Genomic DNA, 14,860 nt, shown 5'->3' on the forward strand with positions numbered 1-14,860 from the left:
TACCCCCCGGCGGGCGGGGGCTCAGCCGACGGGCGCGACGTCGTCGACGCCGATGGCTCCCTCCAGGTACGCCAGCACCCGGAGCACGGCGGCATCGGCGTGCTGCGGCCCGATCACCTGGAGCCCGACCGGCACCCCGTCGGCCGTCCGCCCGATGGGCACGGTGCCGGCGGGCGACCGGGTCAGGTTGAACGGGTAGGTGAAGCGGACCCAGTTGGGGTCGTGGACGCCGTCGATGGTGCCCATGCCGTCGGGCTCGGGGACGAGCGCGGCGACCGTCGGGGTGAGCAGGAACGACACGTCGTGGAGGAGGGTGGTCAGCGTCTGGTTCAGCTGGTGGCAGGTGTCCTGGGCGACCACCACGTCGAGCGCGGTGGTGCGGTCGGCGGCCAGCTCGATGCCGTACCGGACCGACCGGTCGAGCAGCTCCCACTCCGGGGTGCCCCGCAGGTCGCCGAAGGTGCGGAGGTGCGAGACCGACGTCAGCACCAGCCAGTCGCCGACCGGGTCCTCGGGGAAGACCGACGGCACCTCGACGACCTCGCAGCCGGTGCCCGACAGCCGCTCGACGGCCGCGGCGCACACCGCGGCCACCTCGGCGTCGACCGGGGCGTAGCCCAGCGTCGGCGACCAGGCGACCCTCAGCGGCGGGTGGGGCTCGTCGAGCTGCGGGCGCCACGCGGCGCGGGGGCGGGGCAGGCTGCGCAGGTCGCTGGGGTCCGGCCCGACGACGGCGTCGAGCACGGCGGCGGCGTCGCTCGCCCGCCGCGTCATGGGCCCCTTGGCCGACAGGTCCGCCCACGACGGCGGCGACGGCCCGCCGACGGGGACCCGCCCCAGCGACGGCTTGAAGCCGGTCAGCCCGCAGATGGCGGCGGGGATGCGGATCGAGCCCCCACCGTCGCTGCCGGTGGCGAGGGGGACCATGCCCGAGGCGACCGCCGCCGCGCTCCCGCCGGACGACCCTCCCGCCGACCGACCGCGGTGCCAGGGGTTCACCGTCGGCGGGCCGAGGCCGTTGGTCGTGTCGCCCTTGCAGCCCATCTCGGGGGTGTTGGTCTTGCCCACGATCACGCACCCCGCGGCGCGGAGGCGGGCCACGAAGATCGAGTCACCCATGGCGGGGGCGTCGTCACGGCTGAGGACCGAGCCGTGGGTCGTCACGAAGCCGAGGGCGTCCTCGAGGTCCTTCACCCCGATGGGGATCCCGGCGAGGGGCCCGACGTCTTCGCCGTCGGCGATCCGGGAGTCGATGAGCTCGGCGTCGGCGAGGGCCGGGTCGGGGTCGACGGACCGGAAGGCGTGGATCGCCCCGTCGAGGGCGGCGATGCGGTCGAGGGCTGCGCCGGTGAGCTCGCGGGCGCTGACCTCGCGGGCCCGGACCCGGGCGGCCAGCTCCTCGACGGTGTGCTCGCGGAAGTCCATGGGGTCGACCCTACGACCGCCGTCGGGTCCTGTTCAGGCGAGCCCGCCGCGCACGGTGACGCCGCGACTGCGTCGACACCGTGGCCGAGATGGTCGCACCGTGATGGTCCCGGCCAGGGCGCCGCCGCCGACGACCACCGTGACCTGCGCCGATGCGTCGGACGGCGATTCGCTGGCGATTCGACGTCCGACGGGTCGACGCCGATGGGCCGCTGCTCAGTAGCCCCGGGCGACGTCGACGGGGCCGAGCAGCTCCTCCCCCGCGATCCACCGGGCCACGTTGGCGCGCACCCGGGCCGACAGCAGCGGGACCGCCATCTCCGGCGTGTTCCCCACGTGGGGCGTGATGGTGCACCGGGGCTCGGCCCACAGCGGGTGGCCGTCGGGGAGGGGCTCGGGGTCGGTGACGTCGAGCCCGGCGCTGCCCAGGGTCCCGGCGGCGAGCGCGGCCACCAGGTCGTCGGTGACGACGTGGCCGCCGCGGGCGACGTTCACCAGGCAGGCGTGGTCGGGCAGGCGGGCGAGGGCGGCGGCGTCGATGATCCGGCGCGTCTCGGACGTGAGGGCCAGGGCCAGCACCACGCCGTCGGCGCCGTCGAGGGCGGCGGCGAGGGCGTCGGGGCCCACGGTGCGGTGGGCGCCGGGGAGCGGCTCGGGGTCGCGGCGCACGACCGTCGCCTCGACCTCGAACGGGCCGAGGAGGCGCAGCAGCTCCCGGGTGATGCCACCCCCGCCGAGGATCGTCACCCGGGCACCGACGAGGTTGCGGCCCGCCGGCCTCGTCCAGGTCGCCGCCTGGGCGTAGGCCCCCACGTGGCGGAGTCCGCCGAGCAGCAGGGCGAGGGCCATCTCGGCCACGGGCGTGGCGTAGACCCCCTTGCCGCACGTCCAGACCCGGTCGTCGTCGAGGACGTCCAGGTAGGTCTCGATCCCGGCGAAGGGCAGCTGGACCCACCGCAGGTGGGGCTGGTCGGCGAGCAGGCGGCCCAGCGCCTCGGGGTGGCGGGGCGAGGCCCACACCACGGCGTCGGCCTCGTCGGGGTCGACGAGGCGGCCGCCGCCGGACTCGACCGCCTCGGCCAGCCAGCCCGGCGCCCCGGAGGGTCCGAGGTGGATGGCGGCCCGATCCGGCGCCGTCACCGGCTCAGTAGGGGCCGTCGCAGCAGGAGTCGCGCTGGAAGCAGACCGTGCAGCGGTAGTGGGCGTGCTCGGGCGCCATGGGCCCGCCGCAGTGGCCGCACTGCGTCGACAGGTCGCACGTGGCCGGGGCCGGAGGGGCCGAGGGGGCGGTGCTGCTCGCGGAGGACGACATCCGTCCCACGCTACGGGCCGGGCCTACGCCCGACGGGGACTTGACCCGTTGGTCAGTCGCGCCGATCCGGCCGTAGCCTCGACCTCGATGTCGATCCGCCCCCCCGAGCCCGCCGACCCCCACGGCGGCTTCGGGGACATGGAGGAGGTCGAGGACGTCCTCCTCGAGGGCGACCGGGCCTTCGCCCCGGGCACGGCGCGGTCGGCGTGGTCGCACGCCCCCTTCCGGACGATCTACCTGGGCGCCTTCGCCTCCAACATCGGCACCTGGATGCAGAACGTGGTCCTGGGCGCCCTGGCCTACGACCTCACCGGGTCCGGCGTGTTCGTCGGCATCGTCACCGCCGCCCAGCTGGGCCCGCTGCTGCTGCTGTCGCTGGTCGGCGGGGCCCTGGCCGACGCCGTCGACCGCAAGCGGCTCCTGGTGACGCTGTCCGTCACCCAGGGGCTCCTCTCCCTGGCGCTGGCCGCCGTCGCCCTCGACGTCTCCCCCAACCGGGTCCTGCTCGTCGCCGTGGTGCTGGCCATCGGCTGCGCCAACGCGCTCTACGCCCCCACCTTCAGCGCCGTCATCCCGATCCTCGTCCCCCGCCGCGACCTGGCCGGGGCCATCTCGCTCAACTCGGTCCAGATGAACGCGTCCCGCGTCGTCGGTCCCGCCATCGGCAGCCTCATCTTCGCCAACGCCGGCGCCTCGTTCGTGTTCCTGCTCAACGGGATCAGCTACGCCGCGGTGATCGTGGCCCTGACGCGGGTCCCGCTCCCGGAGCCCCCGTCGACCGGGACCCAGGGCCTGCACCGGCTGCTCGAGGGCATCCGTTACGCCCGGGCCCACCGCGAGGTCGGCCAGGTGATCCTGGTGATCTTCATCTTCTCGCTGCTGGCCCTGCCGTTCATCACCCAGATGCCGACCCTCGCCGACGAGAACCTGGGCCTGGCGGCCAAGTCCGAGGCCTACGGGCTGCTCTACGCCGCCTTCGGCCTCGGCGCGGTGAGCGGCGCCCTGTCGGTCGGGACCCTCTTCGCCGGGCGCGACAAGGCCCGCCTCACCCGCATCGGGCTGGTCGTCTTCGCCGTGCTGCTCGCCGGGTTCTCACTGCTGCGGGCCGCGCCGCCCGCCTACCCGGTCATCTTCGCCGTGGGCGCCGCCTACTTCACCGTCATCACGTCGCTGTCGACGGTGCTCCAGGAGCACCTCGACGACGGGGTGCGGGGCAAGGTCATGGCCCTGTGGATCATGGGCTTCGGCGGCACCGTGCCCTTCGGCGGCCTGGCCGGCGGGTGGATCGCCGAGCGCACGTCGATCACCACCATGGTGCTCGTCGGCGCCGCCGTCGCCGCCACCCTGGCCGCGGTGTTCGACCTCCGCCGCTCGCCGGCGGACGTGGCGGCCACGGCCGAGGCCGCCTGACGCGCCTCAGGCCTCGGCGGCGAGGAGGGACTCGGCCACCGCCTCCAGGCCGGCGACCCGGCTCCCCTTGATCAGCACGGCATCTCCGGCGGCCAGCCCCCGGAGGCACCCCACCGCGTCGGCCGGGTCGTCGACCGCGGTCGCCGCCCCGTAGGCGGGCGCGGCCACGCTCACCACCTCGATGCCCCGGTCGGCGGCGGCGGCGGCGACGCCCCGGTGGAGCTCGTCGGCGTCGGGCCCCAGCTCGGCCATCAGCCCCAGCACCGCCACCTTGCGCCCGGTGACCGGCAGGGCGGCCAGGGCGTCGAGGGCGGCCCGGGTCGAGGTCGGGTTGGCGTTGTAGGCGTCGTTCACCACGACCAGGCCCGACGGCGCCCGATCGACCTGCATGCGCATCCCGGAGATGGCGGCGGCCCCGAGGGCCTCGACCACGTCGTCGAGGTCGACGCCGAGGGCCAGGGCGCAGGCTGCGGCGGCGACGGCGTTGGCCGCCTGGTGGGCGCCGTGGACCCGGAGCCGGACGGGGATCACGCCCCACGGCGAGCGCAGCACCAGCCGGGGACGGAGCAGGTCGTCGAGCTCCACGTCGGTGGCGACCACGTCGGCCGTCGACCCCTTCCCCACCCCGTAGGTCAGGACCGACGCCGAGGTCCGCCCGGCCATCGCCGCGACGCGAGGGTCGTCGGCGTTCAAGACGGCGACGCCGTCGGACGGCAGGGCCTCGACCAGCTCGCCCTTGGCCCGGGCCACCTCGTCGATCGACCCGAACATCTCGAGGTGGGCGTCGGCGACGGCGGTGACGATCGCCGCTGTCGGGCGGGCGATCGTGCACAGCAGAGCGATGTGGCCCGGGCCCCGGGCGCCCATCTCGATGACGGCGGCACCGGTGTCGGCCGGCGCGGCCACGAGCGTCAGGGGCACGCCGATCTCGTTGTTGAACGAGCGGGCGCTGGCCGCCGTCGTCCACCGGGCGGCCAGCAGGCTGGCGAGCATGTCCTTGGTCGAGGTCTTGCCGACCGACCCGGTGATGCCCACGACCCGATCGGGCAGGCGGCTGCGGGCCAGGCGGCCGATGGCGAGGAGGGCAGCGGCGGTGTCGGGCACCAGCAGGACGGGGACGCCCACATCGCCCACCGGTCGGGAGGCGACCACCGCCACCGCTCCCGCGGCGACCGCCCCGGCGACGAAGTCGTGCCCGTCGCGCTCGGCGACCAGGGCGACGAAGCCGGCGCCGGGCGGAAGGGCCCGGGAGTCGATGCCGAGACCGTCCACCACGGTCGCGGCGTCGCCCGCCACGGAGCCGCCGGTGGCGGTGGCCAGGTCGGTGAGGGTGAGCCGCACGGGCGGCGACCGTATCGGGTGGGCCTCACCGGGCGGGGCAACCCTGGCGCCCGGTGCGCGCCCCTAGGCTCGCCAGCCATGCCGGACGCCCGCCCCCGCCTCGTCATCCTCTTCGGCGGGGTGTCGGCCGAGCGGGACGTCTCGTGCACGTCGGCGGCCAGCGTGCTGGGCGCCGTCGACCTGGAGCGCTACGACGTCGTGCCCATCGGCATCGACGGCGACGGCCGCTGGCTGCTGGCCGATGACGCCAAGGCCCTCCTCGACGGGGGCCGGGCGGGCGAGATCGGCGCCACCGTGCCCGTCGCCGGGAGCGAGCTCGAGCCGCTGCCCGCGGTCGCCCCGGCCACGCCCGGCCAGCAGGTCGTCGTCCTCCCGCTGATCCACGGCCCGCTGGGCGAGGACGGCACGGTGCAGGGGCTGCTCGAGCTGGCAGGGGTGCCCTACGTCGGCACCGGGGTGCTGGGGTCGGCGGTGTGCATGGACAAGGTCGCGGCCAAGGCCCTGGCCGGCGCGGCCGGGCTCCCGCAGGCCCGCCACCTGGCCTGCCGGGACGTCCACGCCGGCGAGGCCTTCCTCGACCAGGTCGTCGAGGAGCTGGGCCTGCCCGTGTTCGTGAAGCCGGCGAACATGGGGTCCTCGGTGGGCGTCGCCCGGGCCGCCGACCGGGAGGCCCTGGCGGCCGCCGTCGCCGACGCCCTCCGCTACGACGAGTGGGTCGTCGTCGAGGAGGCGGTCGTCGGCCGGGAGATCGAGCTCGGCGTCCTGGGCAACGCCGAGCCGCGGGTGTCGGTCCCGGGCGAGATCGTCCCCAACCACGAGTTCTACGACTACGAGGACAAGTACTCCGACGGCGGGGCCCGGCTCGACGTGCCCGCCGACCTGCCCGCCGACGTGGTCGAGGCGGCCCAGGCCCTCGCCCTCGACGCCTACCGGGTCCTGCGCTGCGACGGCTACGCCCGCGTCGACCTCTTCTACGAGGCGGGCGGTCGGGGCCTCCTCCTCAACGAGGTCAACACCATCCCCGGGTTCACCCCGAAGTCGATGTTCCCGATGCTGTGGGCCGCCAGCGGCGTCCCCTACGCCGAGCTCATCGACGAGATGGTCCGCCTCGGCGTCGAGCGGGCCGCCCACCGCTCGACCCTCGGTCGCCCCCAGGACTGACGACCGCCCGGGGCCGCGGCAGGTGAGGTGCCCTCACCCCGGCAGCGGTGTCGGAGCACGGCGTCGCGTGGGACCGTGCCCGACGTCGAACCCGGGAGGGCGGTCCGATGGTGCGAGGACACCCGACGGCGAGCGTGGCACCGGAGGGCGCCGGCCCACCCGACGGTGCCCCGAACGAGGTGAGGGACCGCGGGCACGGTGCGGCGGACATGCTCGCCGAGCTCCCTCCGGCCGTGCGCCGCATGTGGCTGCTCGAACGTCTCGATCCGGGCCCCGGGCTGCACGTCCAGTGCTCGCTGCGGATCAGGGGCCCGCTCGACCCGAGCGTCGTGCGACAGGCCCTCGACGAGATCGTGCGCCGCCACGACGCGCTGCGATCGCGGTTCCCCACGCGGGACGGACGTGTTCGGTTCGTCACCGACCCCGCCGTGGTCATCCCGCTCGCGGTGATGCCGCTCGTCAGAGGCGCAGGACATCGCGAGGAACGGCTGCGCCGGATGGCCGTGGCCGAGGCCCGCCGTCGCTTCGACCTCGAGGTGGGCCCGTTGGCGCGATGCCTCCTCGTGCGGGTCAGCGACGTCGAGCACCACCTTCTGCTGCTCTGCCACCACACCATCGCCGACCGACGGGCCTCCGACCGACTCGCCCGCGAGCTGATCGACATCCTCTGCCCGCAGGTGCGCAGCGAGCGGGAGGCGCCTCCGGCGGACCCGCCGACCGGGGCGACGATGCCCATCGGACACCGTTCCGTGCGCCCTCCTCCCGATCTCGTCGACGGGTGGGCCGCTCGGCTCGCCGGGGCCCCGATCTCCCTGGACCTCCCCACCGATCGATGGCGTCCGGCCCGCTCGCCCCACATCGGCAGGTCGGCGCGAGCGACCGTGGATCGTCAGACCTTCGATGCCCTCGGGGCGCTCGCCCGGACGGCCGGGACGACGCGGTTCGTGGCGGTGCTCGCAGCCTGGGCCGTCGCGGTGCACCGCTTCTCGGGCGACGAGGACATCATCGTCGGCACCCACGTCGCCGCATCCGACAGTGACGATCGGGCGTCCCCCGTCGGGTGCTCGATGAACACGGTGCCGGTCCGACTCCACCTGGCGGGTGACCCGTCCTTCCGCGACCTGCTGGACCGGTGTCGCCGCGCCGTGGGGAGCGCGCTGGACGGAGCCGCACTGCCCTTCGACGTCCTGGTCGACCGGCTCGGCATCGAACGCGATGGCAGCCGGAACCCGTGCTTCCAGGTGGACTACTCGTACTGGGGCACCTCCCCACCGCACGGTTCCGCCGGTCCGCTCATGGTGACCGGGATGCCCCTGGACCTCGACGTCGCGCTCCTGGAGCTCGGTCTGGGGGCCGATGCCACCCCGACCGGTGGGCTCCTCCTGCGGGTCGACGCCGACAGCGCGATCTTCCACCCCACGACCGGGCGCATGCTCGTCCACCAGGTTCGGGACGTCCTCGTCGATGCCATCAGCGATCCGGGTCGTCCCACGAGACGTCTGGCTGCGGTCGGGGACGACGAGCGCGCCGAGCTGCTGAGGCTCGGGCGCGGACCGTCCCTCGCCGACACGGTGCGACCCGTGGTGGCCGTGATCGGGGATCGTGCCGACGACGCACCGGACGCTCCCGCCATCAGCGTCGGTGGAGCGATCATCTCCTACTCCGAGCTCGCAGTCCGTGCGGGTGCCGTCGCCACCACCCTCACCGAGCGGGGGATCGGGCCCGGGTGCGTCGTGGGCGTGTCGGCCGCCCGACCCGTGGACTGGGTGGTTGCCGACCTGGCCATCATGGCCACAGGGGCAGCGTTCGCACCCCTCGACCCATCGATGCCCGACCGACGCCGTCGCGCCGCTGTCCAGGTCGCCGGCATCGACCTCGTCGTGACCTCAGGTCTCGACCCGTCCCCATGGGGACGCAGCACCACGGTCGATCTGGCCGAGCTCGAAGGCGGATGCGCGGCGGCGACGAGGCTGCCCACCCCGGCGCCGCCCGCCGATGGCCGTCCCGCCTACGTGGTGTTCACCTCCGGCTCGACCGGAGCACCCAAGCCCGTCCTCGTCACCGTGGGCAACCTGGCGGCGAGCAACGCCGCCCACCTGGCTCGCTACACCGAGCCCATCGGTGGCGTGGTCTGCATCCACGAGCCCGTCTTCGACGCATGGATCGGGATGGTGCTGTGGACGCTGTCGGCCGGGGGCACGCTCGTGATGCCGGACGAAGCCGAACGCCGAGATCCCCGGCGCATCGGATCGGTCGTCCACCGTTCGTCGGCCACGCACATGGTGTGCCTCCCGACCTACTGGCGGCTGGTCCTCGACCACTGCCCGGCCGAGCGGTTGGCCTCGTTGACGACCGTCATCGTCGGTGCCGAGGCGAGCGCGAGGGATCTCGTCCGACGCCACGACGAGGTGCTCGGCGGGCGCGTCGCCCTCCACGACGAGTACGGGCCGACGGAGACCACCGTCTGGTGCACCGCCCACGAGCAACGACCCGACGATGACCGTGCCCCCGCGTCGATCGGGCGACCCATCGTCGGTGCCCGTGCGTACGTCGTCGACGACGCCCTCCGTCTCGTCCCGCGCGGCATGCCCGGGGAGCTCCTCATCGGCGGCGCGGGTGTCGCAGCCGGGTACCTCGGCCAGCCCGACCTGACGGCAGAGCGGTTCGTCCCTGACCCGTTCGTCGCGGCCGGGCGGGCGTTCCGGACCGGCGACCGGGTGCGCTGGCTCCACGACGGGACGTTGCAGCTCCTGGGCCGGCGCGACCAGCAGGTGAAGCTCCGAGGCCGACGGGTCGAGCTCGGGGAGGTCGAAGCAGCCCTGACCGCTCACCGCCGGGTCCACGAAGCGGTCGCCGCGATCGTCCCCGGGCCGGGAGACGGCGTCCTGGTGGCCTGGGTCACCGGAGCGTCACCGACCGACGTCGACCAGATCCTCGAGCAGGCTCGCTCGTGCGTGCCGTGGTGGATGGTCCCTGCCCACCTCACGATCGTGGAGCGTCTCCCCCGGACCACGACCGGCAAGGTCGACCGGTCGTCCCTGGCGAGGGGATGGTCCCGACCGAAGGGAGATCGGGGCGCCGGCCCCCGACGGGACCCGACCCCGACCGAGGAGGCGCTGCGCGCCCTCTGGCAGCGGACGCTCGGCCTCGAGCACGTCCGACTGTCCGACGACTTCTTCGCCCTGGGCGGCCACTCGCTGCTCGCGGTCGAGCTCTTCGCGCTGATCGACCAGCACCTCGGCCAGGACCTTCCTCTCTCCACGTTGCTCGAGCACCCCACCGTCTCGCGCCTCGCCGCGGCGATCGACGACCGACGGACGCCGACGTGGACGACCGTGGTCCCCCTCCAGCGCGATGGCGCCGTCGGGCGCGACGACGGCTCCACCGCTGGCCGACCGTTCTTCTGCGTGCACGGCGCCGGCGGCAACGTCCTCCGCCTCCGAGCGGTGAGCCGGCACTTCGAACGCGACCACCCGTTCCACGCCCTCCAGTCGCCCGCGCTCGACGGGCGAGCGTTCCCCTTCGACAGCTTGGAGGAGATGGCGTCCGCGTACCTGGACGCAGTGCGGGACGTGCAGCCCACTGGTCCCTACCTCCTGGGAGGGTTCTCCCTGGGGGGCGTCGTCGCGCTCGAGATGGCGATCCAAGCGGCCGCGGTGGTGCCGCGCCCCTCTGCTGTCGTGCTCATCGACTCGGCACCACCGGGCCCGCCCACCCGCCGCGCCACGCCGCGGCAGCCGGAACACCGATCGCTGCGAACGGTGCCGCGCCTTCGTCACCGCGCCGCGGCTGGCCTCGACGAGGCGCGCCTTCGCGTCGGCCGGCGCATCCCTGTCGCTCGTCGCCCTGCTGCCATGCTGCGCACGAGCAGACGCCTCGTCCGTGCCTACCGCCCGGCCACCGTCTTCGAGGGTCCGGCGCTGCTCGTGCTGTCGAACGACGACCCCGAGATCGTCGCCGAGTGGACGGCTCGCGTGCCGCGCCTCGAGGCGGCGACCGTGCTGGCGTCGCATCACGAGGGTCTCCTCGACGAACCGCACGCCACGAGGCTGGCGGACGTGATCCAGGGGTTCCTCGATCGAGTCGCGTGGACCTGACCGCCACGCCCGCCGGCCCACCCGAGGCCGCGCGCAACGACCCGGTTCGAGACCATGTCCGGGGGTCTGGCCTGCTCCTCCTCGGACGCATCCTCGCCGTGGCGACCAACCTCCTGGTCCAGGTCCTGATCGTGCGCCACCTCAGCCGGGCGGACTACGGCTCCTTCGCCTACGCCATCTCGCTCGTCCAGGCGGTCGAGCTCGTCGTCGCCCTCGGTCTCGACCGTGCTCTGACGCGCTTCATCGCCATCTTCGACGAGGAACGACGCGACGACGAGCTGCTGGGGACGTTGCTCGTCCAGGTCGCGACCATCGTCGCCATGGGGGTCGCCGCCACCGCAGCGGTGATCGGCCTGCACGGCTGGATGAGCGGTCGGCTGATCGATGACTCCCAGGCCACCGGTCTGCTCGTGGTGCTGATCGTCCTGGCCCCCCTCGGGGCGCTCGACAGCGTGCTGCTCGGCATCTTCGCCGTGTACGCCCGTCCCCGGGTGATCTTCGTGAGGCGCTACGTCTTGACCCCCGCGCTCCGGCTCACGGTCGTGCTGCTCGTCATCGGCGGGTCACACGGAGCGCGGTCCCTCGCCGCCGGCTACGTCGTCGCCGGCCTCGTCGGTCTGGCGTTCTACCTCCAGGCCTTCGTCCGTCTCCTTCGGGTCTCGGGTCTCGGAGCTCGCCTGCGGCGGGCCCGGCCGTCGGTTCCCCTCCGCGAGCTGCTCGCGTTCACCGTCCCGCTGCTGACCACCGACCTGGTCTACGTGTCGATGCAGTCCACGACGTCGCTGCTCCTCGGACGCTACGGGGGGGCAGGCGACGTGGCGACCTTCCAAGCCGTGCTCAGCCCGGCGCGAACGATCCAGATGGTGATGACGAGCGCGGGCCTCCTCTTCACCCCCGTCGCCGCGCGCGCCTTCGCCCGGCGCGACAGAGCGGCGAACGCCGACCTGTACTGGACCACGGCGGCGTGGATCGCCGTGGTCTCGTTCCCGCTCTTCGCGCTCACCGGCGTCTTCGCGGAACCGTTCACCGTCGCCATGTTCGGGGGCAGGTACCGCGGGTCGGCGGACGTTCTGGCGGTCCTCGCCGTCGGCTACTACCTCAACGTCTCCCTCGGCTTCAACGGTCTGATGCTGAAGGTGACGGGACGGCTGCGCTACCTGATGGCCATCAACGTCGCCACCGCCGTCCTCAACGTGACCCTCTGCGCAGCACTGATCCCCGCCCACGGCGCCATCGGGGCCGCAGTGGCGACCACGGGCACCCTGGTGGGCCACAACGCGCTCAAGCAGGCCGGCCTGCGCCGCGCTGCAGGCATCGCCCTCCTCGAGAGGAGGCACGTCGGCACCTACGCCGGGATCGTCGCCATGACGGTCATCCTCTCGCTCTACGCCACGGCCACGTCGGCCGGCGTCCTCGTCGATCTGAGCGCCATCGTCGTCGCCAGCGTCGTCCTGCTCGTGGCGAACGGTCGTCGGCTCGACATCCAGCGCCACTTCCCCGAGGTCGGTCGGCTCCCGCTCGTCGGCCGCCTCCTGCTGGGAGGCGGAGCCGTCCGCCCGCCGCGATGACCGCCGGCGTCCGGTTGCGATCGGACGCGGGCACCGGGGCGATGCGCCCGCGCCCCCTCTGCCGGCGTCAGCGGTCCCGGTCGTCGGCGGTGCCGAAGCCCGGCCGCCGGGCCCGCTCCTCCAGGGACTCGAGCTCCTGGAAGAGGGTCAGCTGCAGGCCGGCCGGGGCGTCGAGGCGGCTGTTGAGCGATCGCCAGGGCGTCTCGACCGGCTCGGCCAGGACGGTCGCACCCGCCTCCGACAGCCGGGTCGTCGTCCCGGCCGCGTCGGTCACCTCGAAGGCGACCCGGACGGGCGGGGCGATCCGCCGCCCGACCTCGACCTCGTCGATCATCCGGGCCTGGGCCGGGTTCGCCAGCTCGAGCGTCGCCCGGCCGGCGTCGAGGATCACGACCCGGGCGTCGCCCTCGCCGGTGAAGGCGGCCTGCTCGGTCAGGCCGAGAACGTCCCGGTAGAAGGCCAGGGCCTCGTCGAGGTCGTCGGTCTCGACCACGAGGCGCATCTGGAGCACGGGGGGCTGGTCCATCGCCGCAGGCTACGGAGCGATCCCTCCCCTCTGACGGTCCGTCAGGCGTAACGTCGGCCCCATGAGCGACGATGACCGCATCGAGTGGGGCGGGGTCAACCACCTCGCCCTCGTCTGCCGGGACATGGCCCGCACCGTCGACTTCTACCAGGGCACCCTCGGCATGCCGCTGGTGAAGACGGTCGAGCTGCCCCAGGGCATGGGCCAGCACTTCTTCTTCGACTGCGGGGGCGGCGACCTCCTCGCCTTCTTCTGGTTCGCCGACGCCCCCGAGCCCGTCCCCGGGATCTCGGCCCCCGCCGGCCGGCCCGACGTGGCCGACCTCACCAGCGCCATCGGGTCGATGAACCACGTGGCCTTCAAGGTGCCGGTCGACCGCATCGACGAGTACCGCGACCGGCTCGTCGCCGCCGGGATCGACTGCAGCGAGACGTGGAACCACGACGACAGCGAGTGGGGCCTGGCCCCCACCGTCACCGACGACGTCTTCGTCCGCTCCGTCTACTTCCAGGACCCCGACGGCATCCTCCTCGAGCTGGCCGCCTCGACCCGGGCGTGGCGCCCCTCGGACGTGGCCCACGCCCCCAAGTCGGCGCTCGAGGCCCAGGCGTCGGCCGCCGGCGGGGCCGATGCCCAGGCCGCAGCGGGCGACCTCGCCGCCGTCGAGGCGGCCGATGCCGACGCCCCGGCCGACGCTCCCGCCGACGCGACCGTCTGATGCCGCGGCTCGACCAGGTCCCCCGCTCGGAGGACAACGCCCCCGTCGTCCGCTTCATGTACGACCTGCTCTTCGGCAAGGACCGCGACCCGGTCGCCGAGCCGGGCACGAACACCGGCACCCCGGGCGACTGGTGGACCGTGTTCGCCGGCTGCCCGCCGGTGCTCCAGCACTGCGTCGACGGCTTCGCCCTCTACCAGTCGCCCGACCGCAAGCTCGACCCCCAGCTCCGCGAGCTGGGCCAGACGCGCGTCGGCTGGGACCGGGCCTCGCTGTTCGTCTACTCCCAGCACGTCAAGAGCTGCCGGGCCGTCGGGATCCCCGAGGACAAGATCGAGGCCATCGCCCACTGGCAGGTCGCCGACTGCTTCAGCCCCCTGGAGCGGGCCGTCCTCGCCTACACCGACGCCCTCGCCCTCGACGGTGGTCGCGTCGCCGACGGCGTGTTCGCCGTGCTGCGCGACCACCTGTCCGACGAGGAGATCCTCGAGCTCACCTACATCACGTGCCTCTACGACATGCACGCCAAGATGAGCATCGCCCTGCGCACCGAGATGGACGACGTCCCCGAGCGCATGGTCGAGACCGGCGACAAGGAGCGCAACGCCCTCGAGGTCCTCGACCGCGACTGACCCCCCGAACCTTGTCCGGAACCCTGCCGAGGAGGGGGACTTCCGGACAAAGCTCGTCAGGGGGTGAGGACGGCGAGGAGGTCGGCGCGGCGGGTGCGGAGCCAGGCCCGGGTCGGGGGGACGCCCATCTGGTCGCGCAGCTCGGCCTCGACGGCGGTGGCGACGACCCGGGCGCCGGCCTCCAGCAGCCGGGCCCGGGCCCGGTCGACGTCGCCGTCGGGGCCGGCGAGGGCGGCGGCGGCGCCGTCGAGGCGGGGGCCGATGGCCTCGCCGAGGGTGGCGACCGCCGACGGGCCCAGCCGGGTGACCTCGCGCAGGAGCACCAGCAGGTCGGGACGGCGGGCGCCGAGGCGCAGGACCTCGTCGACCACGGCGACGACCACGTCCCGGCCCGGGCGGCGCCCGGCGACGGCGCCGTCGAGGGCCCGCCCGAGCTCCTCGACCGCGGCCTCGACGACCCCGTCGACCAGGGCGTCCTTCGACCGGAACCAGTAGAGCACCGTCTGCTTGCGCACCCCCACGGCGAGGGCCACGTCGTCGAGCGAGGTCGCCTCCACCCCGCGGCGGGCGAAGCCGGCCAGGGCGGCGGCGACGATCCGATCCCGCGTGGGGGGCTCCACGGAGAGGCCTTCCACCACGACTGTCTACCATTTGGTAGAGAGGGTGGGCT

The 14,860-nt window shown here is 74.1% G+C and carries 12 protein-coding genes; 6 read left to right on the forward strand and 6 right to left on the reverse strand.

Features of this window, described 5'->3' with window-relative positions; all coding sequences use genetic code 11:
* Positions 1–21 precede the first annotated feature (21 nt).
* The 3 genes from HC251_RS14920 to HC251_RS14930 all read right to left on the reverse strand — a co-directional run bounded on the left by HC251_RS14920 (position 22) and on the right by HC251_RS14930 (position 2,737).
* A complete protein-coding gene (locus HC251_RS14920) occupies positions 22–1,425 on the reverse strand; it encodes an amidase (RefSeq protein ID WP_219941394.1) in 1,404 nt (467 codons plus the stop codon).
* A 216-nt stretch (positions 1,426–1,641) separates the two neighbouring features.
* A complete protein-coding gene (locus tag HC251_RS14925; protein ID WP_219941395.1) occupies positions 1,642–2,565 on the reverse strand; it encodes an NAD(P)-dependent oxidoreductase in 924 nt (307 codons plus the stop codon).
* Between the two features lie 4 nt (positions 2,566–2,569).
* Positions 2,570–2,737: a hypothetical protein gene (locus HC251_RS14930; protein ID WP_219941396.1), complete on the reverse strand. Its 168-nt coding sequence runs from the start codon at positions 2,735–2,737 to the stop codon at positions 2,570–2,572.
* Between the two features lie 87 nt (positions 2,738–2,824).
* Between HC251_RS14930 and HC251_RS14935 the strand changes: the two genes are divergently transcribed.
* A complete protein-coding gene (locus tag HC251_RS14935) occupies positions 2,825–4,147 on the forward strand; it encodes an MFS transporter (protein WP_219941397.1) in 1,323 nt (440 codons plus the stop codon).
* A gap of 6 nt (positions 4,148–4,153) precedes the next feature.
* On the opposite strand, the gene murF is transcribed toward HC251_RS14935, so the two are convergent.
* A complete protein-coding gene (murF, locus tag HC251_RS14940; RefSeq protein WP_219941398.1) occupies positions 4,154–5,488 on the reverse strand; it encodes a UDP-N-acetylmuramoyl-tripeptide--D-alanyl-D-alanine ligase in 1,335 nt (444 codons plus the stop codon).
* A 78-nt stretch (positions 5,489–5,566) separates the two neighbouring features.
* Between murF and HC251_RS14945 the strand changes: the two genes are divergently transcribed.
* The 3 genes from HC251_RS14945 (at position 5,567) to HC251_RS14955 (ending at position 12,314) form a co-directional block, all read left to right on the forward strand.
* Complete coding sequence (locus tag HC251_RS14945; protein ID WP_219941399.1) at positions 5,567–6,649, forward strand: D-alanine--D-alanine ligase family protein; 1,083 nt, start codon at positions 5,567–5,569, stop codon at positions 6,647–6,649.
* Between the two features lie 209 nt (positions 6,650–6,858).
* Positions 6,859–10,746 (forward strand): amino acid adenylation domain-containing protein, encoded by a 3,888-nt coding sequence (locus HC251_RS14950; protein WP_219941400.1) that lies wholly within the window; start codon positions 6,859–6,861, stop codon positions 10,744–10,746.
* Positions 10,737–12,314: an oligosaccharide flippase family protein gene (locus HC251_RS14955; protein WP_255566427.1), complete on the forward strand. Its 1,578-nt coding sequence runs from the start codon at positions 10,737–10,739 to the stop codon at positions 12,312–12,314. The genes HC251_RS14950 and HC251_RS14955 overlap by 10 nt, the downstream gene beginning before the upstream one ends.
* A 67-nt stretch (positions 12,315–12,381) precedes the next feature.
* Here the strand turns inward: HC251_RS14955 and HC251_RS14960 are convergent, their stop codons facing one another.
* Positions 12,382–12,840: a VOC family protein gene (locus tag HC251_RS14960; protein ID WP_219941402.1), complete on the reverse strand. Its 459-nt coding sequence runs from the start codon at positions 12,838–12,840 to the stop codon at positions 12,382–12,384.
* Positions 12,841–12,901: 61 nt separating this feature from the next.
* Between HC251_RS14960 and HC251_RS14965 the strand changes: the two genes are divergently transcribed.
* Together HC251_RS14965 and HC251_RS14970 are read left to right on the forward strand one after the other, a co-directional pair.
* Positions 12,902–13,558 carry a VOC family protein gene (locus tag HC251_RS14965; protein WP_219941403.1) on the forward strand — a complete coding sequence of 219 codons (657 nt, stop codon included), beginning with the start codon at positions 12,902–12,904 and terminating at the stop codon, positions 13,556–13,558.
* Positions 13,558–14,190 carry a carboxymuconolactone decarboxylase family protein gene (locus HC251_RS14970; RefSeq protein WP_219941404.1) on the forward strand — a complete coding sequence of 211 codons (633 nt, stop codon included), beginning with the start codon at positions 13,558–13,560 and terminating at the stop codon, positions 14,188–14,190. The genes HC251_RS14965 and HC251_RS14970 overlap by 1 nt, the downstream gene beginning before the upstream one ends.
* A gap of 56 nt (positions 14,191–14,246) precedes the next feature.
* On the opposite strand, the gene HC251_RS14975 is transcribed toward HC251_RS14970, so the two are convergent.
* On the reverse strand, positions 14,247–14,810 hold the full coding sequence (locus HC251_RS14975) for a TetR/AcrR family transcriptional regulator (RefSeq protein ID WP_219941405.1): 564 nt from the start codon (positions 14,808–14,810) through the stop codon (positions 14,247–14,249).
* Between the last annotated feature and the right edge of the window lie 50 nt (positions 14,811–14,860).

The sequence above is a fragment of the Iamia sp. SCSIO 61187 genome, from assembly GCF_019443745.1.
Classification (GTDB): Bacteria; Actinomycetota; Acidimicrobiia; order Acidimicrobiales; family Iamiaceae; genus Iamia.

Bases quoted from the DNA above. Each gene is read 5' to 3' on its own strand.
- HC251_RS14930 (WP_219941396.1), bottom strand. From the start codon at position 2,737: ATGTCGTCCTCCGCGAGCAGCACCGCCCCCTCGGCCCCTCCGGCCCCG.
- HC251_RS14950 (WP_219941400.1), top strand. From the start codon at position 6,859: ATGCTCGCCGAGCTCCCTCCGGCCGTGCGCCGCATGTGGCTGCTCGAA.
- HC251_RS14945 (WP_219941399.1), top strand. From the start codon at position 5,567: ATGCCGGACGCCCGCCCCCGCCTCGTCATCCTCTTCGGCGGGGTGTCG.
- HC251_RS14965 (WP_219941403.1), top strand. From the start codon at position 12,902: ATGAGCGACGATGACCGCATCGAGTGGGGCGGGGTCAACCACCTCGCC.
- HC251_RS14920 (WP_219941394.1), bottom strand. From the start codon at position 1,425: ATGGACTTCCGCGAGCACACCGTCGAGGAGCTGGCCGCCCGGGTCCGG.
- HC251_RS14960 (WP_219941402.1), bottom strand. From the start codon at position 12,840: ATGGACCAGCCCCCCGTGCTCCAGATGCGCCTCGTGGTCGAGACCGAC.
- HC251_RS14935 (WP_219941397.1), top strand. From the start codon at position 2,825: ATGTCGATCCGCCCCCCCGAGCCCGCCGACCCCCACGGCGGCTTCGGG.
- HC251_RS14970 (WP_219941404.1), top strand. From the start codon at position 13,558: ATGCCGCGGCTCGACCAGGTCCCCCGCTCGGAGGACAACGCCCCCGTC.